Source organism: Paenibacillus sp. SRL342 (assembly GCF_984798905.1).
This window is the reverse complement of sequence record NZ_OZ481790.1, coordinates 427,273-449,677: the sequence shown is the minus strand read 5'-3', so window position 1 is coordinate 449,677 and position 22,405 is coordinate 427,273. Positions and strand designations below refer to the sequence as shown.

The 22,405-nt window shown below is 43.0% G+C and carries 20 protein-coding genes and 1 pseudogene; 8 read left to right on the top strand and 13 right to left on the bottom strand.

Features of this window, described 5'->3' with window-relative positions; genetic code table 11:
• Positions 1–147: 147 nt before the first annotated feature.
• The 5 genes from AC4E8D_RS02160 to AC4E8D_RS02140 form a co-directional block, all read right to left on the bottom strand.
• Positions 148–858, bottom strand: a complete 711-nt coding sequence (locus tag AC4E8D_RS02160; RefSeq protein ID WP_339306562.1) for a beta/alpha barrel domain-containing protein — start codon at positions 856–858, stop codon at positions 148–150.
• A 30-nt stretch (positions 859–888) separates the two neighbouring features.
• Complete coding sequence (locus AC4E8D_RS02155) at positions 889–2,184, bottom strand: ABC transporter substrate-binding protein (RefSeq protein ID WP_490205804.1); 1,296 nt, start codon at positions 2,182–2,184, stop codon at positions 889–891.
• A gap of 103 nt (positions 2,185–2,287) precedes the next feature.
• A complete protein-coding gene (locus AC4E8D_RS02150; RefSeq protein WP_490205803.1) occupies positions 2,288–3,055 on the bottom strand; it encodes a response regulator transcription factor in 768 nt (255 codons plus the stop codon).
• 5 nt (positions 3,056–3,060) lie between these two features.
• Complete coding sequence (locus AC4E8D_RS02145) at positions 3,061–4,884, bottom strand: sensor histidine kinase (RefSeq protein WP_490205802.1); 1,824 nt, start codon at positions 4,882–4,884, stop codon at positions 3,061–3,063.
• Positions 4,885–5,127: 243 nt separating this feature from the next.
• Positions 5,128–5,316, bottom strand: a complete 189-nt coding sequence (locus tag AC4E8D_RS02140) for an aspartyl-phosphate phosphatase Spo0E family protein (RefSeq protein ID WP_223868875.1) — start codon at positions 5,314–5,316, stop codon at positions 5,128–5,130.
• A gap of 359 nt (positions 5,317–5,675) precedes the next feature.
• On the opposite strand from AC4E8D_RS02140, the gene AC4E8D_RS02135 reads away from it, so the two are divergent.
• From AC4E8D_RS02135 to AC4E8D_RS02125, 3 genes are all read left to right on the top strand, one after another.
• Positions 5,676–6,464: a nuclear transport factor 2 family protein gene (locus tag AC4E8D_RS02135; RefSeq protein ID WP_490205801.1), complete on the top strand. Its 789-nt coding sequence runs from the start codon at positions 5,676–5,678 to the stop codon at positions 6,462–6,464.
• Positions 6,465–6,667: 203 nt separating this feature from the next.
• Entirely contained in the window at positions 6,668–7,027 is a 360-nt protein-coding gene (locus AC4E8D_RS02130) for a PadR family transcriptional regulator (RefSeq protein ID WP_490205800.1), read from the top strand.
• Entirely contained in the window at positions 6,993–7,874 is an 882-nt protein-coding gene (locus AC4E8D_RS02125; protein WP_490205799.1) for a permease prefix domain 1-containing protein, read from the top strand. The genes AC4E8D_RS02130 and AC4E8D_RS02125 overlap by 35 nt, the downstream gene beginning before the upstream one ends.
• A 60-nt stretch (positions 7,875–7,934) precedes the next feature.
• Here AC4E8D_RS02125 and AC4E8D_RS02120 read toward each other — a convergent pair whose 3' ends face one another.
• The 4 genes from AC4E8D_RS02120 to AC4E8D_RS02105 form a co-directional block, all read right to left on the bottom strand.
• Positions 7,935–8,108, bottom strand: coding sequence for a Spo0E family sporulation regulatory protein-aspartic acid phosphatase (locus AC4E8D_RS02120; protein ID WP_490205798.1), 174 nt, complete (start codon positions 8,106–8,108; stop codon positions 7,935–7,937).
• Between the two features lie 222 nt (positions 8,109–8,330).
• A complete protein-coding gene (locus AC4E8D_RS02115) occupies positions 8,331–9,686 on the bottom strand; it encodes a helix-turn-helix domain-containing protein (RefSeq protein ID WP_490205797.1) in 1,356 nt (451 codons plus the stop codon).
• 20 nt (positions 9,687–9,706) lie between these two features.
• Positions 9,707–11,077 (bottom strand): helix-turn-helix domain-containing protein, encoded by a 1,371-nt coding sequence (locus AC4E8D_RS02110; RefSeq protein WP_490205796.1) that lies wholly within the window; start codon positions 11,075–11,077, stop codon positions 9,707–9,709.
• Between the two features lie 272 nt (positions 11,078–11,349).
• The gene (locus tag AC4E8D_RS02105; protein WP_490205795.1) at positions 11,350–12,744 is read right to left on the bottom strand and encodes a helix-turn-helix domain-containing protein; all 1,395 of its coding nucleotides are present in this window, start codon (positions 12,742–12,744) and stop codon (positions 11,350–11,352) included.
• Between the two features lie 264 nt (positions 12,745–13,008).
• Here AC4E8D_RS02105 and AC4E8D_RS02100 point away from each other — a divergent pair, with 264 nt between their 5' ends.
• Positions 13,009–14,133, top strand: coding sequence for an LLM class flavin-dependent oxidoreductase (locus AC4E8D_RS02100; protein ID WP_490205794.1), 1,125 nt, complete (start codon positions 13,009–13,011; stop codon positions 14,131–14,133).
• 109 nt (positions 14,134–14,242) lie between these two features.
• Here AC4E8D_RS02100 and AC4E8D_RS02095 read toward each other — a convergent pair whose 3' ends face one another.
• Positions 14,243–14,818, bottom strand: a complete 576-nt coding sequence (locus AC4E8D_RS02095) for a TetR/AcrR family transcriptional regulator (RefSeq protein WP_490206458.1) — start codon at positions 14,816–14,818, stop codon at positions 14,243–14,245.
• A gap of 306 nt (positions 14,819–15,124) precedes the next feature.
• Here AC4E8D_RS02095 and AC4E8D_RS02090 point away from each other — a divergent pair.
• A pseudogene (locus AC4E8D_RS02090) lies at positions 15,125–16,349 on the top strand (MFS transporter).
• Between the two features lie 111 nt (positions 16,350–16,460).
• Here AC4E8D_RS02090 and AC4E8D_RS02085 read toward each other — a convergent pair.
• A complete protein-coding gene (locus tag AC4E8D_RS02085) occupies positions 16,461–16,871 on the bottom strand; it encodes a DUF2000 family protein (RefSeq protein WP_127548030.1) in 411 nt (136 codons plus the stop codon).
• Positions 16,868–17,431: a type 2 periplasmic-binding domain-containing protein gene (locus tag AC4E8D_RS02080; RefSeq protein WP_221823819.1), complete on the bottom strand. Its 564-nt coding sequence runs from the start codon at positions 17,429–17,431 to the stop codon at positions 16,868–16,870. The genes AC4E8D_RS02085 and AC4E8D_RS02080 overlap by 4 nt, the downstream gene beginning before the upstream one ends.
• A 217-nt stretch (positions 17,432–17,648) precedes the next feature.
• Between AC4E8D_RS02080 and AC4E8D_RS02075 the strand changes: the two genes are divergently transcribed.
• Both AC4E8D_RS02075 and AC4E8D_RS02070 read left to right on the top strand, forming a co-directional pair.
• Entirely contained in the window at positions 17,649–18,890 is a 1,242-nt protein-coding gene (locus tag AC4E8D_RS02075; RefSeq protein ID WP_221823817.1) for an ATP-grasp domain-containing protein, read from the top strand.
• A gap of 66 nt (positions 18,891–18,956) precedes the next feature.
• Complete coding sequence (locus AC4E8D_RS02070; protein ID WP_221823815.1) at positions 18,957–20,243, top strand: MFS transporter; 1,287 nt, start codon at positions 18,957–18,959, stop codon at positions 20,241–20,243.
• Positions 20,244–20,289: 46 nt separating this feature from the next.
• On the opposite strand, the gene AC4E8D_RS02065 is transcribed toward AC4E8D_RS02070, so the two are convergent.
• Positions 20,290–21,354, bottom strand: coding sequence for an alkene reductase (locus AC4E8D_RS02065; protein WP_221823813.1), 1,065 nt, complete (start codon positions 21,352–21,354; stop codon positions 20,290–20,292).
• Between the two features lie 156 nt (positions 21,355–21,510).
• On the opposite strand from AC4E8D_RS02065, the gene AC4E8D_RS02060 reads away from it, so the two are divergent.
• Positions 21,511–22,374, top strand: coding sequence for a LysR family transcriptional regulator (locus AC4E8D_RS02060; RefSeq protein ID WP_490205793.1), 864 nt, complete (start codon positions 21,511–21,513; stop codon positions 22,372–22,374).
• Positions 22,375–22,405 lie beyond the last annotated feature (31 nt).

Genomic DNA, 22,405 nt, shown 5'->3' with positions numbered 1-22,405 from the left:
AGAGGGCAGAAAAAACCTGAAGAAGCGAAGTGGTCGCCTTTATCCCCGGATTTCCCCTTTATATATGGGATTCAAAAAAAATCTGGGGATAACAGCGATCGGAAGGTTGTTCTGGCATCGGAGTGGCAAGTGTAAATATTCTTTAGTTCAACTTATATAATCCGGACGGTTCAGACTGTCCACCGCATTGCGGAACCCGTTTACGGCCCTTCGCAGCTGTTCCATCGTGTTGCCAGTCACGACCGCCCCAAGCATAATTGCCTTTACCCCGGTATCGCGCAGCACCCGAACATCCTCCGGCACCAGCTTTCGCTGGGAAGGAACCAATACCGGTACCTGGGCTTGCAAGACCAGACGGCGATACTTAAGCACATCCGTGAAGCTGAGCGGTGTACCATATTCTTTTCCAGGTACAATGGATGCCTCCAGAGCGGTAAAGCCGAAGTGCGCTGCTGATGTTACGAGGGAAGCCTCATATTCTTCATTGATCGCAAACGTTGGGTCCAGCCCCAAGTCATTCAACATGAAGGAAGGCAAGTGATGTGCATAGATGGAATAGAAATCAAAACCCAGCACGGAAAGTCCCTCCACATCCTCCCTTTGTGCTCCATCAATACTGCCAGAAGGTACGACCCCAAGGGGACCACCAAACTCACTGCGGATCGCCCGAAACACCTCGGCATACATGTCCAATGGACCAAAATGATTCCCGCTGGCGCGATGACCGACATTATAATGCATCTTCAGTGCATCAGCGCCCTCTTCCATGGCTGCCCGGGCCAAAGATAGATCGTTCTCAGGCAGGCTGACCACCAGCGACAGCGGTTTCCGCTCAAGTAATTCTTTGAATTTGCCCATCGTTCTCACCTCCGGTTTCGATCGAATGATTTAGGGTTGCAGCACACTTTGGATCTCTTCCTGCATTTGTTTCAGGTTATCCTCAGCTGTCGCTGTCTTTGCAAACAGTCGGTCAAATCCCTGCAATACCGCATTGTCGATATCCTGCCAACGGATATGACCGGGAATTAAGCGCGCTTTTGGCATTTCATCAATGACCGCATGCACGATATGCTCTTTGCTTGGGTTATTCGGCTGAAGAATGAATGCATCTGAGTTCAGAACAGAGGTACGCGGAGGCACAAAGTAGGTGGCTGTCGCCTGAATCCCCTGCTCACTGGCAAAATACTTCAACAGTTTCTTCGTCTCCTCTGGATGTTTGCTGTCGTTGAACATGGCATATCCGGCCTGCCCCAGCATCGGTACACTGCCTTGAGAGCCGGAAGGCATAGGAGCGATGCTCCATTCAAAATCCGTAATCTCCCTTGCTTTGGAAACATAGCTGTAATTATCAAAGAACATGCCCACATTACCCGCATCAAAGCTGACTTGCTCACCCGCCTTCGGGTGTGATTCATCGGTGAACATCATACGTTCCAACAATTCAAAAGTCTGTACGCCATAGGCATCGTTCCAGGTGAACGTTGTCATGCCTTCGTCGAATGGACCGCTTCCATTGGACCAGGAGTAGGAGGAAAGCACCGCCCAGGTCTTCCAGTCGCGAAAAAAGTTGGCACCATAGATTCGGTTGGTCGCATCCTTGATGGTAATGGCTTTGGCGGACTCTTCGAACTGTTCCCATGTCCATTGTCCTTGGGTGGCAAGTGTGTTTGGATCAGTCAGGCCAGCTTGGTCAAACAGCGATTTATTGTAAAACATGACCACCGGAGGTGTAGAAAAAGGTAATCCCAGCAGTTGATCACCATCACGGAACAAATCCAATGTACTTGGAATATAATCATCCAGCTTAAACTGTGTATCACCCTTGAACTCGGATACATCGGCCAGAATGTGGTTGGACTTGAATTGTGGCACCATTCGCTCCGATACCCAGGCGAGATCGGGAAGAGAGCCTCCGGCGGCAAGCACCGAAATTTTTTGCTGGTATTCTGCGAAAGGTACGGATTCCATCGTTACTTTGATGCCTGGATTTTCCTTTGTGAAGTCATCGATCAACTTGTTGTATACATCCATATGCGCCTGATTGCCCCACATCATGAACTTCAGCTCGACCTCACCATTCTCCCCGCCCGTACTGTCAGGTTCACTGCTGGAATTGGAACCTGTGCACGCGATTGAAGCCATCATCATGAATATAAACACCAGTATCAGTCCTGCTTTTTTCATGGAGATCCCCCTTATGGACGTCGTGGTATACATGTGCAACCAAAGTATAACGAAAGCATCGTTCCCCCTTAAATCACGTCAACTACAGAAATGGTATGGTTTTTCAAGAGATACTGAATCGGTCTCGATATTCTCCCGCAGTCCATCCCACCTGCTGCTTGAACACCAGCATGAAGTGTTTGGGGCTCTGATGCCCGGATAACCGTGCCACATCATAGATTTTGAGACCCGTGTTGATCAGCAACCACTTGGCCCGCTCCATACGTGCCTCCGTGATGTATTCGGAATAATTGATGCCTATTTCATTCTTGAACAACTGGCTTAAATAAGTAGGGTTCAAGTTAACAAGATCTGCTATCGTCTGAAGTCGCAGATCTCCATCGGGATGTTGCTTGATGTGCTCCTTCACATCTCGGATAATCTTCCGTGTATCTCCGCCAGCGTGTTCTGTTTTCCCAGATGGCTCAGGGATAGAAAGAGTTGTTATACCGTATCTGCGATCCAGCAGCAATTGAATCTTTTGTATGGATAATGCCAGTTCATAACGATCGATTGGCTTCAACAGGTAGTTCAACACTCCAAACTCCATCGCTCTGCGTGCATATTCAAACTCACCGTAGCCGCTAATGATGAGCATTAGCAATTCAGGGTACATATCTCTTGCTTTGCTTACCAAAGTTAGTCCGTCCATTTCACGCATGCGGATATCCGTGATTAACACATCCGGCACCTCACATCTCAGAAAATCCAGCGCCTCGGTACCGTTCGACGCTTCACCCGTTACCTGAAACTGAGAAGACACTTGTACGATCAGCTCCCTCAGTCCCTGACGGATGACCGTCTCATCCTCTACAAGCAATACTTTATACATGCGCTTCAATCCCCTTTCGGTAGAAGTTGAATGGATATCGTGACCACCAGACCCTGCCCTGGACTTCCATCAATGCTTAGGCTGCCGCCTTCTCCATATATAAGGCGAAGCCTCTGGGCGATATTGTTAAGCCCCAAACTGTTACCGGCATGGCAACGTAATGCCTCATTGGAAGGCTGTTTTGATATGGACTCATTTAACTCGTCAATCTTTGCCTGAGCCATGCCCTTACCGTTGTCTCGTACACTAATCAGCAGTTCGTGGTCGAATTTCAAGGCAGATACCCAGATTACTCCTCCATTTTCCTGCCCTTCAATGCCATGGTAGACTGCATTCTCCACCAGCGGTTGCAGTACCAGCTTGGGAATCAAATACTCCGTTATTGCTTCTTCAATGTCATAGATAATCTCTAACTTGCCGTCGTAACGTACCTGCTGAATGCGTACATAGGATTGTACAAAAGCAAGTTCTTCCCCAAGTGGGACCATCCGGTCCACCTTATCAATCGTATAGCGCAGCAACTTGCCAAGCGCCGTCACCATGTCCGATACCTCAGCATGCTTCTGGCGAATGGCCATCATGTTAATGGACTCCAGCGTGTTGTATATAAAATGGGGATTCATCTGGCTTTGCAACGCTGACAACTCTGCCTCCCGCTCTTGAATGCCCAGCAGAAACACCTCATTGAACAGTCGATGAATCTCTTCCATCATTCGGTTAAAACCCCGGCTAATCTGTCCGAATTCATCACTGCTGAAGTGTGCTACACGCTGGCTAAAATCTCCCTGCTCCACCCGAATCATGTGGTGCTTCAGTCGAATCAGCGGCCGGGTGATACGATAGGATAACAGAACCGCCAGAATCGCTATACCCGCCATACATAACACTGCGAACCATATTGTAAAGGTGAGCATCTCACCCGACTCCTTTTGAATCACGGCAATAGGTGTAAGACTGATCACCGAAAGCCCAGAATAGCTGGAATGGTGTTGTACATAGAGATAGGGCTGCCCATCCAGAACAACTTTTTGGTTTCCTGCATAGCTTTGAAGCTGTCCCTGCATTAGCAACTGGTCGTACGCAGACATTCCTCCGGTCGAGGTCCGTTCGAACAGCAGACGCTGTTTGCTGTCTACAATCATCAGGCTTGCATCTTGCTCATAATTCAGATTGGATAACAGTTGACCGAAGGCCTCCAGACGGATATCAATCAGAATGTAACCCAATCGCTGGAGCGTGCCCGGATCTCGAAGCACTCTGCCCACCGATATATACGATTCTTGCTGACCACCCGTGTAATAGCCGGGTTCATGCGGAGGAAGCAGGCGCCATGTCCCTTCCGAGTCTTCAAGCTCTGCAAACCAGTCATCCTGCCTGCTGTCCCATACTGGCTTGACCGCCAGCGAATCGAGATTGGAGAACAAAATGCCGCTATTGCTGATCAGATGTATTCCCCGAATCTCGGGCCGGTCATAAGCTTGACCCGATGTGTAAAGTTTCATTTTCAGATAATCCTCAGACCTCGCCCATATACCCGACCCCATTGAAGCGTTGTATTCCCCTAGGATGCCAAGCACCATCTGATCGTAAAGCGGCAAGAGCGACAACCGCTCAAAGTCCTTCAGCAGCCGATTCAGATTGGCGTTAATCTGGCGAACCAGTTCAATGGTGAATTGCTCGGTCTTGCGATCCATCGTCTGCGAGAAATGCTTGTAGTTCATCAATCCCTGCAAACTTAGCGGCAGCAACGTCAGCGCCAGGAACAACAGGAGCAACTTGGTGCGCAGGTTTACATTTTTTCCGAAAAAAATGCGTACCTTGTCCATCATTTCCGTTCATCCCTCCCTCTCCCGATCATTGTATGAGCCCCCTTCACAGATCAATCTGGATATAACTGGGGTCATCATATCCAGTTTTAATGATCATTCGCTATCCTGCCAATCCTGGAATTGGTACGGAATTTCAAGTTATCCGCATTGGTTTCAGGTGAACGCAAAAAAAAGCCGACTGTATCGCTACAGTCGACTACGCTATTTCTATAGAACACTAATTAGACAAAAAAACCGACTGCATTATGCAATCGGTTGTCTGTTCCTGAGATGGCTTTTATATTTGAATCGATTATATTCATTAATAAGCTCGTCCAGTACCATGGACTGTCGGAGGACTTGGTTGTCCTGCATGCCATGATTCTCCGCCAAACGACTTAACTCTTGCCTGTTCCGTTCGATTTTATCTGTGATCTGTACCGGTTCACTCACAGCATGCACCCCCTCTTTGTATAACATTTTAGGATACATTGCCAAAAAATTCATATTATATTCCTTTGCAAAACGAAATGATTGTTTGCATAGCTTTTCAAAAGGTTGAACCCATCTATAAAGGTAGAAAATTTTTTAGGTTTAATTTATTTCGAAGCATTATTTTCTTAATAATTACAAATTTAATGTTTTGCAAAAAAAATTAAGATTCAACAAAGGAGGTTTTAATTACCTATTATCCTAAAAAAAGAGAAGAGGGCGTGGTCTTATTAGAAAAGTCTCACATTAAAGTGAAAAAACATAGATCTAAAACTGCAATAATAATTTATTCAATAAATATTGAAAGGGGATATTAATCAATGAAATTTAAAATATTAGCACCTTTGTTGTCTTTATCGATTATTGTAGGAGGCGCATTCTTCTCAAATACATCTACCATTCACGCAACAGAGGATCCAAAGGGAACTGCAAAACTGGTTGTTCAAGAGTTTTTCGATGCTATGTCGGAGGAAAAATTCGCAGAAGCTACAGAATTAGTATTAGACCTAAGGTATCCTAATAAAGAAAAACAGATTGCAAAATACGAGCACTATAACTCAGTAAGTGACTTTGAATCGATGAAGATTCTTGATGCTAGCTTAAAGGATGACACAACGGTTGTAGTTACGTTTGAAGGTAACGTTTCAGGAGTTGAGTCAGAAAATGAGATCTATGTTAAAGAAGTGGATGATGAGTGGAAATTGATTCTAGGTGACGATGATCCTGCTACTATCGCCGCGTTGAACGCTCCAGAAATTTCTGCCCGAGCTATGGTCGATTATTATTCCTTCACAGGATATAATTACGGTAGAGCCCATTACACCATTAATTCTTTCTCTACATCCGGTAACGCCGTTAATCTGATAGGTTGGCAATATGCAAGCACGCAATTCCATGCAGATGTGACTTATCAAGTAGCCCAAGATTCATTTATTGGATGGAAAACTTTGGGTAACTCACAATCTGTTTATGGAAATTATACTTCTTCACCAGGTGATAGATTTACGATTTCTTTAACTGGCGTTCCTGCTGGGAGCGACTATCATATTCGAATAGTGAATTGGGCAACTGTATCTGTTGATGGTGCCGGGAATGTGTATACTAATTAGTATACAATAATTTAATACATCCAAAATTAATGTGACTCAAAACCCTAAATTTTAAAGGGCTTTGGGTCATTTTTATCGCACATCTTAAACAACACACAAAGGCTTTCATCAATATTCGAAATATTCATCTTCTTTGTGCTTGATTTATTTTCAAATTTCTGTTAATTTTACTACATAGAATTACATAGTAGGAGGTGTATAAGTTGAAGAATGAAATGATCAAAGGATATATCGATGGTATTGTACTCTCTATTTTGAGCCAAAGAGATGCGTATGGTTATGAAATATCTCAATATATAAATGAAGTAACCTATGGGGAATTCCAACTTAAAGAAGGTACCCTATACCCTGCATTAAAAAGATTAGAAGCTAATAATTATATTGAAGGATATTGGGGAGAACAATTAGGTGGACCCAGACGAAGATACTACCGAATTTTAGAAGAAGGACGAAATCGACTTGAATCAATTAAAACTTCATGGATAAAAAATACACATATTATTAATACTTTTTTGGGAGGTATAACTAATGGACATTCAATCTTATTTAAAACAAGTATTTAGAAATTCACTCTTGTCCAAAAGAGAACGAACCGATTGGACAGAAGAAATGGCTGCTCATTTAAATTCTTCTAAAGAGCGTTTTATTAATGAAGGTTATTCTATTGATCAAGCAACGAAAAAAGCCTTTGAATCCTTTGGCAACCCCATTAGTATAAGAAATAAGATGACTAAAGAAACCTTCGGCTTATCGAGTAAAGTTATTCTTTGGTTAATCTTCACAACTGGATTTTTGTATATAAGCTCTTTGATCTTAGGATTAGTTGCATATCATTATGATGTTCATAATAGAGTAATTGAACTTTTCCCAGTTTTATTCATTACACTATGCGCCATAATGAGTGCTTTATTGGTCACTCGTAAAAATGTAGATAGATGGTGCTTAGTATCTGTTCCCATTTTGTTTGGACTAGGTTACTTACAGACATACTTTGGCCTTTTTAAAAATATGCTCAGTGGAATCGATTCATTTATCCTTTTCGAGAATCTTTTTTTTAGTGGTGCATATGATTTTCCAGAGCGTAGTAGTTTTATGCTTATTGGCGGTTTGATCCTGACTGTCCAAACAATAATCTTATTTGTTTTCAGCAAAAACATATATATTTCAATCATGCCCTTCTTATTTTCTATTCTATACACAGTATCTCACATGCTTATCTTCGGTTCTTATTATATGTTCTATGCAGATAACTTTAGTTCTTCGGTCACTAATGGATACAACTTATTTGTCACTGGTAATATTCAACGTCTTACAGATATCGGTTTAAAATTAGGTATGTGTATGATATTGTTTTTCATTTTGAGTTCAATCAAGAAAGTTATCCTTAGTCGAACGCCTCAGACTAGCTAGGTAAATAATTTAGTATTGCCAAAAGAATTCACTGATTACATTTTTGGATAACATATCATTTTACTTTTTCACATTAATTGCTGAGATATATCGATTATATTCATTAATCATTTCATCCAATGCTTTGGACTGCTGAAGCACTTCAACATTAGGAATCCCATGTTTCTCCACCAAACGACACAATTCTCGCCGACCTTGCTCTATTTGGTCTATTAAGATGGTCAGTTCTCTCATGGCATGCACCTCTTTAAGGACATTTCTAGAATACATTTTAATCTGAGTATAATCAGCTCTCTAAATGTAGGATATTTTTCTCGTTAGTTCCTAGGTGCTTTCAAGAACATAATATGTTTTGCATAGTTTTATAAAAAATATTCTTTAGAAAACATCATGTCTTTTTTAAATTATGAACATAAAACAGCCTACTGCTTAGGCAGTAGGCTGTTTTAAACTTAACTATAAACTCGCATCTTGACGAATACCTTCTAATATTTTTTGGTATTTGTCGTGAACTTGCTCAGTTAAATGTTCCTTAAACTGTCCATAAAGATCTACAGACTTTGATATCAACGCATCATCTTTAACAAATATAGATAACTCTAAACTTATTAATAGTGAATTAGCCCCAAACTCATACATTTTTCTATTTAAGTAATAAATGGCAAGCTCATAAAGTAGCACAACTCTTCTAGAGTGCCAACTTTGTTCAGTATAACTTCCTTTTAAATGAACATCATTAAATTGAGTATCAATCTGACTTTTAAACTTAATCAATAAGTTATCTATATCATAATGGTATCTATTCGCAGATTGAAGAACTTTGACCATTGCCGGAAGAATTTCTTCTTCACTTTTTTCAATATATTTAATGTATTTAGGTAAAAACTCTTTTCGTCCCATCATAATTTGATACAAATACTTATTAAGTTTAGCCCACTCTCTAAATTTATGAATGACTCTATACTCTTCATAACCATTTGCTCCATTATCAATGATTCTCTCATAGAAATCAGTGTACCGTAGGGCTTCTCTGTAATTTTTAGTATAATCATAATAATTTGCAATAAGCAAATTGGAGTAGGCTTTATATATAAAGAAGGGGTATTGGGCTTTAGATATGCGTTTTCTAGTTTGTTTCATAGCTAGGTCAACTCGTTTTTCAAGTTCGTGGGATAAATCTTTCACTCTATCCCACTCATATAACCCCCAGTAGGCATTCGCCAAATCCTTAATTGCATCTAATTGATAGTCCTGATCTAGTCGCTCTACAAAAGGCTCAAATTGTGAAATTGATCTTCTGTTTGCTTTTTGGTCGAGTCCAATATTAATTAGAAAAATACGATATTGACACATGGCCAGCCTTTCCGAGTGTTGGTATTTCTCACATTCTGCAACACACTCATACAAAATAAGTGCTGCTTGTTTCATCCCTTTGTTATAGAAATCCTCAGCTAATCCAAATAGTTCTTCAATATATGAGCGATCATCTGTTACTTGAGTAACAACCCTTCTAATGCACTCCAACTTGTTAAATTCTGCACAGCGGTATAGAAACGGTTCTAAACGCCTCCAATGGGGTGCCACTTCTACAAAACATTCCACACTATACATCTCATAAAAGTAACTCTTCTCCAAACCCATTGCAGAAGTGATCTGATCCAGTTGGTTCATTGAGATAAGTCTTTTACCATTAACAATGGCACTTAATGTTCCCACGTTGATTCCACTTAAATCTGAAAATTGCTGTAGTTTGTATTCTTTTTCTCTTAAGTGTTTCTCAATATATAATCCTATATTAGGTTTAGTCTTCACGTCTCTCCCTCCAAAATTTTTTACATTCCATATGTGTTCACTCCTAAACTCTCTAGTAGGATATTGTACTGCTCATTCTGAACATCATTGGCTTGTTCTCTATATTTTCCATACAGTTCAATACATTTAATCGACATCATATCATCTTGACTGGAAGAAGAAATGTTCAAACTAGTAAGCAATGCTTCAATTCCAAGTGTATAGCTTTGTTGGTGGAGTCTGTATCTTGCAATTTCATAATAAAAAACTTTATATCCGTGATTTAGCATTTGCTCATTATAGGTTCCTTTACTATGCACATCAGTATCAAAAGATTTAATATAGGAATCAAATCTTTTCAATGCAAAATCAATATCGAATAGATACTGATTAGCTGCTTGTAGAATATTCAAAAATGCCGTTAATATTTCTTCAGGATTCTCTTCAATATAGTCTAAATACGAATTTATAACTCCTTCATTACCTAGCATTAATTGAAATAAATATTGATTTCCTTGCCCCCACTTCTGGAATAAATTTATTATTATTTTATCTTCTTGTGTAGGACTTTCAATATCAATAACTTTCATATATATTTTTGTATGTTTCAAAGCTCTATCATATTTCTTGCGTGCATCAAATACACTTGACTTCAATAAATTTGCATAAGCTTTGTACGTAAAAATAGGGTAGTTTGAGAGTCTTATTTTATTTTTGCGCCTACGAGATTGAGTTTCAAGTTGAAAATCAGCTTTTCGCTCCAATTCTTCCGCCAAATCATAGACTTTATCCCAACAAGGTATTGTATTGTAGATATTGGCCAAATCCTTGATTGCATCCAACTGTATCTCTTCTTCTAGTTTATCAATATAAGGCTCAAATTTAACCGCAGCATTTATATTATCCAATTTACTCAATGTTTTATGAAGTAAAAAAATACGGTACTGGCATACTGCCAACCGTTCCGAGTGCTGATACTTTTCACTGTCTGCCACACATTCATATAGAATAAGCGCGGCTTCACTCATTCCTTTGTCACAAAGATCTTCTGCCATTTCAAACAATTCTGAAATATAGGATCGATTATCTGTTACCTGAATAACAATCTTCTCAATACAATCCAGTTTATTAAGTTCAGCACAACCATACAGAAATGGTTCCAATCGTCTCCAATGTGGTGCAGAATCAATAAAGCACTCTACACCATACCTTTCATAAAAATGGCCCTTTTCAACTCCCATTGCTGAAGTTATCTGATCTAGTTGATTCATAGACATTGTTCTGTTACCTTTGAGGATGGCACTTAATGTCCCAACGTTGATACCGGTAATATCGGAAAATTGTTGTAGTTTTAATCCCCGTTCTCTCACGTATTCCCCAATGTACGTGCTTATCATAGGTGTAATTTCCAATTCTACCCCCTCCATTAACTAAAATAACTCAATAACCCCAATAAGTTATAATATATGTAATTTTAGTCCTGTATTTTACAGTGGTCAATCAATAAATAAACAAAAATGAGCGTCCCACTTCCAAATCGGAAATAGAACGCTCACACAATAACGTATTTAAATTTTTAACACTTACTTATAAAATTTTCTAATATCCTCCTGCACCATGATTGAATACCAGATTCATAATATGGTTTATACCACCAGTAATACTAGAAAATATAATGAAAGAGCTAAACAGCGTTAATGCCAACTTTGCTTTTTTTCTCATATCGACCATAAACCTCCTTGATGATACTTTTATATTGAGACTCTATTAATTCAGAAGCCTGTGTTCTGTATTCCTCAAATAAACTCACACAATAAATTATGGTGGAGTCATCCTTGATTTTGTTAGCAGAACTTAAACAAGTAAGCAGATCCTTGAATCCTTCCTGATGCCTGGCTTTAGACAACTGGTAGAATGCCAATTCAGCCCAAAATTTAGTGTATCGATCATCTTTTATCTGAGTAGTATAACTACTCTCATAGTTAGGATCATTAACTAACAAACGGATAAACAAATCAAATCTTTTGAGAACGTGGTCAACATTCAGTTGATACTGATTAGCCGCTTCCATAACTTTCACAAGTCCAAGAAGAGTTTCATTTTCATTCTCTTCTATAAAGTCGAGATAGGAGTTAAGCGCATCATAGTCACCCGTCATCAACTTATATAAATAGGTGTTAACTTCAGCCCAACCTTTAAATCGTTTTATAAAGAGTTGATCTTCTGTAGTAGGGTCTTCAATAACAATATTTGAATAGAAAGAAGTATACTCTAGTGCCTTTTCATACTCTTTACGTTCTCCCCATACTGTTGCTATTAATAAGTAAGCATAAAATTTATAAGTAAATAACGGGTGTTTGGAGGCTCTAATAAACTCCAATCCCTTTTTTTTATTTTTGTATTGTTCCAAAAATTTGACCCGTTGTAACAGTTCATCAGCTAACTGGAATACTTTATCCCAATGACATAACCCATTGTATGTATTCGCCAGCTCCCTAATCGCATCCAACTGCCGTTCCTCATCCAGCCGATTAATATATGGCTCAAAGTGCACAGCGGCCCGCAGGTTATCATGTTGATTCTGACCAAGCGAGAGGGTGAAGATGCGATACTGGCACAGAGCCAGACGTTCCGAATGTTGGTATTTCTCGCACTCCGCCACACATTCGTACAACATCCGTGCAGCCTTCGTCTGTCCACGTTCAAGCATGCCTTCCGCCATCTCGAACAACTCCGAGATATACGAGCGATCATCCGTCACTTCCTGGATAACCTTATGAATACATTCCAGCTTGTCCAATTCAGCACAGCGTTGCAGGAATGGTTCCAGTCTCCTCCAATGAGGTGCCGATTCCACGAAACATTCAGCCCCATAAATCTCGTAGAAATACCCCTCTTCCAGCTTCATGCCTTGAGTAATCAGATCCAGTTGCGCCATAGCGATGGGCCGAGTCCCCTTAATAATTGCGCTAAGCGTTCCAGCGTTAACTCCCGATATATCGGCAAAATACTGTAGGGTGTACCCCTGTTTCCTGATGTAGTCCTCAATATATGAGCGTATCGTAGTTGTAGGTTCCATGTATCCCACCTCCACAATGAAAATCCATAATTTTGAATTTATATGATAAGCACAATTTTAATCCTAAATTTTACAGCGGTCAATAAAAATCGTGGCAATTTCCTTCACATTTATGCAAGGAGGCTTTGCTGTTCCTGCTTATAGAAAAAATCCATTAGAAGAATCCGTGAGAACGTGATACATTTAATCCAACTTACATATCCTACTATTTCAATAGGATTATACGACACAGATACTATCAATTCAGTTCGAGGAGAAGGTCAGATGAAATTTGCCTTGTTTAGTCTCATGATGAATCTGCCTAATGCCGTTACCGGGGAAGCTCTGACAACTCAGCAGAAATTCCACAATATATTAGAGCAGGCAAAGCTGGCTGAACGACTGGGTTTCGATGCCTATGGAATCGGTGAACGACACGGTGCGCCTTTTCTATCTTCCTCTCCACCTGTCGTATTAACCGCAATAGCCGCAGCAACCACACGCATTCGGTTACTAACCACCGTCACTGTTCTTAGTATACTTGATCCAGTCCGGGTTGCCGAGGATTATGCCACGTTGGATCAATTATCGGGCGGACGGCTGGAGATGATCATCGGGAAAGGCAATGACCCTCGGCACTATCCGCTGTTTGGCATAAGCGAAGAGGAACAATGGGACTCACTCGATGAACGCTACCATCTGCTAAAACGGCTGTGGTCTGAAGAAAATGTAACCTGGCAGGGAACGTATCGCCCTCCGCTTGAGGGAGTGACCACGTGGCCCAGGCCGCTTCAGCAATCCATCCCGATCTGGCATGGTAGCGCGTCCAGCACGGTCTCGACCGAACTCGCTGCCAAATATGGCGAGCCGCTCTTTACGTCGAATTCTTTTCACCCGCAAGCCAAATATAAAGCGTTAATTGATCATTATCGGGAGCGCCTCGATTATTATGGTCATGATTCGCAGCAAGCAGTGATTGGCTCTGGTGCCGGCAGCCTCTATCTTGCGGATACGGGTGAAGAAGCCATTCGCCGCTATAAGCCATATTATGAAGCGTTCCATGCCACCGCTGCCGCACAACATAACCAGTCGCCCTTTACCAATCTGGAAGATAACATTGAACGAGGTCCCGCGTTAATCGGCAGTTCGGAGCAGGTCATTGAGAAAATTCTGGACTATCATGCCGCTTACGGACATCAGGTGCTGAGTATCAGCGTAGATGGACTGACGCATAGCGAGCAGTTGGAGCAAGTAGAGCGTTTTGCCAAGGAAGTTGCCCCTGTATTACGCCGCGAACTGCCCAGTTCGGTATGGAATGAACCCCCGCTCTTGAACCAGTCTCTTCCCACTTCCACATCGCATTCTCCTGATTCATGGCCCCCAGCCATCTCACCGATCTTCCAGGTGTAGTTCTCAATTCTCCACACATTCTCCATTCATCCACAAGCCTTTTGCACCCACACCCAGGGCGATACTTGCGAATCGCCCTCTCCCTCCCCCAAGATGTCCTTCTCTATGATCAAGATTTAATACCTTCAAACAAGGAAACCAACGAACGCTGCACGAATTCAGTATCTAACGATTCGCCAGTTACCAACATGCGATAGAACATCGCTCCATAGACGAGGTCTATGCACAGTCCGATGTCACAATCCTTTTTCAACTCTCCCCGTTCTACACCTTTTTCAAAAATTCCCCACGCTTCACGCCGACGAGGTTGGATGTATCTGGTTCGGTATTCTTCTGCTAGACCTGGATCAGACTGACCCTCTCCAACAATTTGTGTGATCACTTTTCCTTCCCGGCTGATCAAAAAATCAACCAGATTGCTCGCATGAATGCGCACATCCTCAAATACCGATCCTGTATCCGGTACAGGCAATCTTGCGGTTGCCGCAGACATGTACCCATCCATAATGACAGCTCCTTTATTGGGCCACCATTTATATATCGTTGCTTTACTCACCTTAGCACGTTCAGCAATTTTTTCGATCGTAACCGCTCCGAAGCCGTGTTCCAATAATAATTCATAGGAAGCTGCAAGAATTGCATTCTGGGTTTCCACATTACGGGGACGCCCTCTTTTGGCTGTCATCATAAGCCCTCCTTGGTGTAACAAATGCATCTCTAATTCATAAAAACTGTACGTTCATTATACTAAAACACCGATACATTAAACAATTTCGTTCTTACCTTACTTCGACATACAAAAAATTCCTATCGCCTATTTACAATACTGAACGTTTAGTTTATTATATGTCTGTAATTAGTAAACGAAGCGTTTAGTAATTAGTGAATCCATAAAAGTACCGCAAAGGTTTGGACGCCTGATCGGTCATGATTTGAGTGGAACCATTAGGGCACTAAGGATCATTAACATAAAAATTGGAGGATGATAATCATGCATTTGCAAAACGATGTGAAGACAACCCCGGTTCCAAGCTGGTTGATTTTACTTTTGGCCGCGGCATGCGGGCTACTTGCGGCAAACTTGTACTATGCTCAGACGGTTATAGGACCGATCAGCATGACAACAGGGCTTTCCTCTGCTGCTGCCGGACTGATTGTGACGTTAACACAGATCGGTTACGTGATTGGCCTGCTGTTCATCGTACCGCTCAGTGACATTCTGGAGAATAAGCGGCTGATCACTTTTTTCCTCATCATTCTGGTCGTTGCATTGATTGCCGCCGCCTTCTCTCCCAATGCCATATTATTTCTGGCTGCTTCCCTCTTCATCGGTATTGGTTCCGTCGTTGCACAGATTCTGGTTCCCTACGCCACCTACCTCACTTCGGAGGAGCAACGCGGACGGGTGGTCGGTAATGTGATGAGTGGCCTGCTGCTGGGCATTATGCTGGCTCGCCCTGTCGCAAGTTTTATTACGAGTCTGCTCGGTTACGAGTCTGCTCGGTTGGCAAGCGGTCTTTGTCTTCTCCGCAATCATTATCGTATTGTTAACCTTGCTCCTGTCACGCGCACTTCCTGCACGTCAGCCCCAACCGGCGATGAAGTATGGACAATTAATCCTGTCATTGGGTTCCCTGTTAAAAACATTCCCCATGCTCCGCCGCCGAGCCCTCTATCAGGCCAGCCTGTTTGGCGCCTTCAGCTTGTTCTGGACTACAGTTCCCATGCAGCTCGCCAATGAGTATGGCATGTCCCAGCAAGGAATTGCATGGTTTGCATTGGCTGGCGTCGGAGGCGCCGTTGCAGCACCGATTGCCGGAAGATGGGCGGATAAAGGCTTTACCCGCATATTAACCGGACTCGCCATGGTTATCGCGGCTGGTTCTTTTGGGCTCGCCTATCTGTTCCAGGGTCACTCTACCGCTACCCTTGTACTTCTTGTGATCGTTGCCATCACGCTCGACATGGCGGTCTCGGGTAATCTGGTGCTGGGGCAGCGTATTATCTATTCATTAAGTGAAGCAAGAGGACGGGTAAACGGGATCTTCATGTCGATCTTTTTTATCGGAGGCGCGATTGGATCATCACTTGGCAGCTGGTCTTATGCGCATGGGGGTTGGAGTCTCACCACTCTGATTGGTCTGGTGATGCCTTTGCTGGCACTCGTATACTACTTAACCGAAAAGAAAGCTGCCGTTATCAGCAATCATCTATAAGTGCGTGTTCAAAAAGATCGGTTTTCAGTACCTTGAACAATCTCTATAACGATTCTTTCATATGTAAAGAAGGGCAGAGTGATCTCTAAGATCCGCTTCTGCCCTTTTCCCTTATTTCATGACACTGAATTTTTTGGTCGCTGCCCTAACTTGATCATCCTCGCCCCACACGATGACACCTACCACTTTGGTAGCTTCCAATTCCATCGAAGCAATCTCAACTGCATATTGTTCAAAGGCATTGTTGAGCGACTGGCCTGTCTGTGAAAAAACAACATGGCTCAGTCCCCCGCTGTCATCTGAGCAGAGTTTGGCCAGATTGATCAGTTGATTCTCCCCGGCCTTCAGAATGACAGTGCTATATCGGATGCCCGCATGCTGAACGCCGCTATGATCCAGCACAGGTTGATCAGAATATAACTCCGGCTCATTCAGGGCTGCTTGTCCCATTAACAGGGCAGCCACATTAGCGGCGGCGCCAGGTTCCAGATTTTTATCCAGTATAATAGCAATTCTTTTCATATGACTGTATTCACCCTCTGTGTATTTTGTGTAAAACATACCCATGGCATATTGATTCCCTCGCGCAATACTTTGTAGGTCACAAGCCCGTAATGATCAGCGCATAGCTGATTCGTGAGCGCAATGGACTTCTCCGTGTTGTGCATGACCTTCCTGCAAGCTTCAGGGTTGGACGATACGGTGCTGTTCTCTTTATAGGTTGTATCAAGTTCAGTTAACAAGTATGTGGTTGCTGGATGATGATAGATAATATCGATCTGATCGGGACATACCGCATGGAAGCCGGATAGAACCAGCGCAGGAATTTTCTCCACAAAGCTCTCAGACACCGCTAGTTCAGAATCCATGATGAAGCTGTTGAGCTTGGGATACGCCCCGGGGACCAGCAAGCAGGATATGATCCCTGATCTCAAGTCTTCCGCAGCCGCTTCAAATTCAGGGTATGGCTTGATACGTTCCGAGTTGCCTAATTTCTTCGCGATATGCATGCTGCAAGTCAGAAATCCTTCATCGTCTCCCAGCGTTCCCAGTATGGCATATTTCTCTTTAACAATCTCCATTTATTTCTATTTCCTCCTTTTTGTTTCTAATCCGCTAAAGATCGTATACCAAAAAATTCCTATTGTCAATTAACACTTTAACGCAACATAAATATGTATTTTGGTTCATATTTTTAACCAAAAGGTGTATTCAAAGTGGAAAATATTGAGCTATAATGTTATGAAATGAATTTTTACTATTTTTAGTATTTTGTTGAAAGGGGATATACGAGAACGTATGAAAACCATTGTATACATATCTGATTTCAGGCTTCCAACCGGATTAAACTTCGTTAAACCTTTGCAGAAATTGGCGGATCACAAAAAAATTCTGATTATTGAACGGCATAATTTGCATCATGATGAGGTCCTCAGGGAATTCTTTGATGAAATTAGATATGTCGATCATCTGGAGTCCGTAGATGCCATCCGGGAGCATATGATGCAGATCCGAGAATCCCATTCCATCTCTGCTCTGTTAACGCCGGGTGAGAATGCGATTGAGATCGGTGGTCAGTTCCGTTCCGAGTTCGGGATCCCCGGTATGCAGCGCAATCAGGCTGAGGCTGTTCGCAATAAATGGATCATGAAACAAATGCTGCATCAACGCGGAATTCGGACATCCCAAATTGCCATTGCTCTACATGAACAGGACTATATTCGTTTCACTGCTGTACACGGCTTCCCGATTATTGTGAAACCACTCAGCGGATATGGAAGTATCAATACGTTCAAATTGTCCAGCATGGATGAACTGGTGCATTATCTTCACCATACAAGACAAGCACAGCAAAAGGATTTGCTGGAGGAATTCATCCACGGTACGGAGTTTCATTGTGATTCCATTGTGTCCAAGGGCAAAGTTGTATTTGCATCTGTTTCCCAATATCTGTATAACTGCCTGGATATTGCGACGAAGCAGAAACCTCCGGCCAGTATTACGTTCCCTGAAGGCACGGAAGCTGATTTTATCCATCACATCAAAGAACTCAATGAACAGGTCATTGCTGCCTTGGGTATCAATCAATCCGTAACACATGCCGAACTTTTTCTGACTCCGGAAGGAGAAGTGGTGTTTGGAGAAATTGGTGCAAGAATCGGGGGATCACATGTTATGCCTCCTTGTATCAAGAACACCCATGGCGTTGATTTCTTCGAAGCCGTCACTGATCTGGAAGTTGGAATATATGAATTTAAGCAACAGGAGACGAGTCATAAATTCACAGGCATGATCTGCTTCCCATCACGCGCAGGGGTAATTCAACACATATCCGGGATAGAGAATTATGCGGATATCCCTGGCATCATTGAGTTCAATGTATCCTATCAAGTGGGGCAGCGCGCCGGGGACGTCAACGATACCATGACCCGATCAGGCTATGCTATCGTGGAGGGTGATTCGTTCGAGGAATTGCGTCAAACCCTGCTGGATATGTACGATCGTTTCAAGATTGAAGTGACGGTTGCTGAAACCGTATAAGTTGTACGGATCATCCTCACTGTTTTTGGTCTGGAGTGACGGTTATCTTGGGGAGGGCTGGAATTATTGTCTTTATTCAAAACCTACGCGGGTCTGAGCCGCGATATCTATTATCTCTGTTTAGCCAGAACGATTAACAGCACGGGAGATTTTGTATTCTCCCTGATTACCTTGGTGCTTACGTTACAGATGGGCATGAATGTGGTCAGTGCAGGGATCTTTGTGTCCATGGCAGCCCTGATTAGCGGACCCGGTGTACTTCTCGGCGGCTATTTAAGCGATGTTATAGGCAAAAAAACAATTATTGTCATCGGGCAACTGTTGTCTGCCATCATGATTATAAGCTGCTCTTTTTGGTCAGGCACCATTACCGTTGGTTATCTTCTGATTGCAGTCATGTTTTTCATCAGTATTACCCGACCTGCTTATAATGCACTGATTATTCAACTGTGTACGGAGGAGAAAGAGCGAAAGTCCGCCTTTTCCCTCATGTATCTGGGGGCCAATCTGGGTATAGCCATCGGACCACTGATCGCCGGTTTTTTTATCAAGGATCACGTCAACATTGTCTTTATAAGTATCGGTACCGTGTTTCTGATATCTACCTTTATCATCATCAACCAGGTTAAGATCGGCACACGCAAGGAATTGGCATCAACAAACAGCGAACATGCTGGACAACAACAAGAACAACAACGATCGAGCCAATCGCCTTCGCCGTTATTCAGACTACTGCTGAAAAATCCACTCGTTGCCTTTTTCATCGTTGTGTCATTTCTTAACTATTTTATCTATATGCAATACTCATTTAGCCTCCCACTCCAGATGAATCACTCGTTTGGCGAGAACGGGGCAGCCTATTACGGCTCTGTCATGACCATCAATGCCATTAGCGTCATTATTCTTACCACCGTGATCCTGTCCGCTACACGCAAATTAACTGCCCTAAACTCCATAGCTACAGGCGCACTCTTCTATGGAATCGGATTTGGAGCCTTGAACCTGCTCGGAACCTTCCCCCATTTTTCCATCGTCGCCTTATCCACGGTGCTGTGGACTATTGGAGAGATTCTCGTGCAGACCAATATCAATCTGTATATTGCTTCGCGTGTACCCGACACACATCAGGGGCGGTTCAATGGCTTGCTGTTATTCGTAGGTTGCCTGGGTTATACACTTAGTCCATATTTGACAGGCATTTTCATCAAAAGCATGGACATGGAAAGTGTATGGATCATTATTCTGGCTGTCAGTCTGTTCTATGCGTTGTCTATGATCATTCTCTGGTATATCGAAAAAAGCTCAACAAGAAGAAACGAAATGAAACCGCTGGATCACTCAAAAAGTATCTGAAACTCAGGGCAGGGCAGCCTATTCTGCCCTTTTTTTCACTTTATTTTCACACCAAAATAGGCAAATGTGCATTCGCATCATACTCAATCAATTGCTGACCCGTATGCAATCTCTGTACTAGATCTGGATTGGCAATAAACGGTCTGCCGAACGCAGCCAGATCTACGCTTCCCTTACCAATCGCGTGCTCCGCGGTCTGAACATCCAAATCCCCCACACCAATGATGATTCCATCCCACCGACTTCGAACCCACTCGTGAAAGGTCTGCTCCCCTTCCCATGCTTTCACATAATGGTCTGTTGAGGGATGCAAGATCGTAATTCCCGTCTCGCGGAACAAGTTCAGATATGCATCAATCATTCCAGCTTTGTCTGCCCAAGCATAGGATGCATCATCATCCTTTTTCTCGGAAAATCGTACCGATATGCGATCCACAGGGATCTCTTTTTTCACAGCCACAATAATATCCCGCAGGAACCGCAATCTACCCTCAGTATCTCCTCCATATTCATCTGTTCTGTGGTTGGTTTTTTCATTGATAAACTGGTCGATCAGATACCCATGCGCAGCATGCAGCTCAATCCCGTCAAACCCCGCCAGAACCGCATTGCGGGCAGCCGTCTGAAAATGCTGAATCGTATCCGCTATATCCTGTGTACTCATCGCTTGAGGAACCTGATACGGTTTATGCAGCTTATGCACTCTTCCCTCTGCCGCAAGGCTGGAAGGTGCAAGTGGAGCGGTTCCGATCAGATCGGAGTGCGACAACCTGCCGACATGCCACAGTTGAGCAATAATGGTGCCGCCATGTCTGTGAACAGCATTCGTTACCCTTTTCCAAGAAGTCGTCTGTTCATCTGTATATAAGCCGGGGATGCCATAAGTGCCTTTGCCTGCCAGATTCGGGTTAATGCCCTCGGTAATAATCAGTCCCACGCCATCCCGCGCACGCTGCTCATAATACGCCACCATCTCATCCGTTACCGTCCCCTCCTGATCATCAGCAAATCCCCGGGTCAACGGTGCCATCACAATTCGGTTCCTTAATTGCCACTTATGAATCGTTACCGGGCTTAATAATGTTGTTGAACGTGTAATCCTGTTATCCATGTCATATCCCTACTCTCTTCGTTATTAAGGATATTGTACGGCGGCTCCGATATATCGTAAAATGATTGAAATATATAGTTGTATCTCTCAGAGAGATACCTAACATCGCCATCTGCCGAATTAATTGAAGGTAACCCACGTTCAGGAGGATACAGCATGGAACTTTCCGATATCGATATTGTTCTCGCGGTGGCGCGTTCAGGCAAAATCTCACAGGCCGCCAAAGAACTGAATTACGCGCAATCCAATGTCACCACACGCATCAAAAAACTGGAGCAGGAATATCAAATCCAGTTGTTCAACCGATTTCCCAAAGGTGTTGTACTGACCTCCAAAGGAGAACAGTTCGTCCAGTACGCCACACAGATTCACAACCTTTTATATGATCTGAAGCAGGATATGACCGATCCCGGTGAGCCTTCCGGCACGCTGAAAATCGGCATTGTAGAAACAGCGGCATCCAGCCGCTTTATGGAGATTCTGAATGAATATCAAATAACCTACCCGAAGGTGTCCATCTCACTCGTCAACGCTACTTCACCCAAAGTACTGCGCAAGAAAATACAGGACGATGAGATTGATGGTGCCTTTATCAGCGGGGCTTGTGTGAAGGAAGGACTGAAAGTGGAATACGAGATGCAAGACACGGTGCATATCATATCCAAACAGATGGACACACCACCTGAAAGTCTGTGCCAAGTATCGTGGGTCGTTTTCCCCGAGGGCTGCCCTTATCGTGAAATGACCGAAGAATTTTTGCTGGAAGAGGGGCTGTCCGCTCGTAATATCATCGAAGTGAGTACGATGGAAAACCTGCTCAGCTGTGTGGAGTCTGGAATTGCTTTTACCATTATGCCGTGCAACGTTATTCACAAAAGACCAGAGCATTTCTCTGTATTCGACTTAGCCGAGCGATTCACACATACTACAACCACCTTTGTTCGCGGTGAGGGTCGTTATGTCAGCAGTGCGCTCGATCAATTCGTGAAGCTGCTAAACCAGAAGTGCATTACGTTTTGATATAGATAACTTAGCACCCCCTCTTCCAACT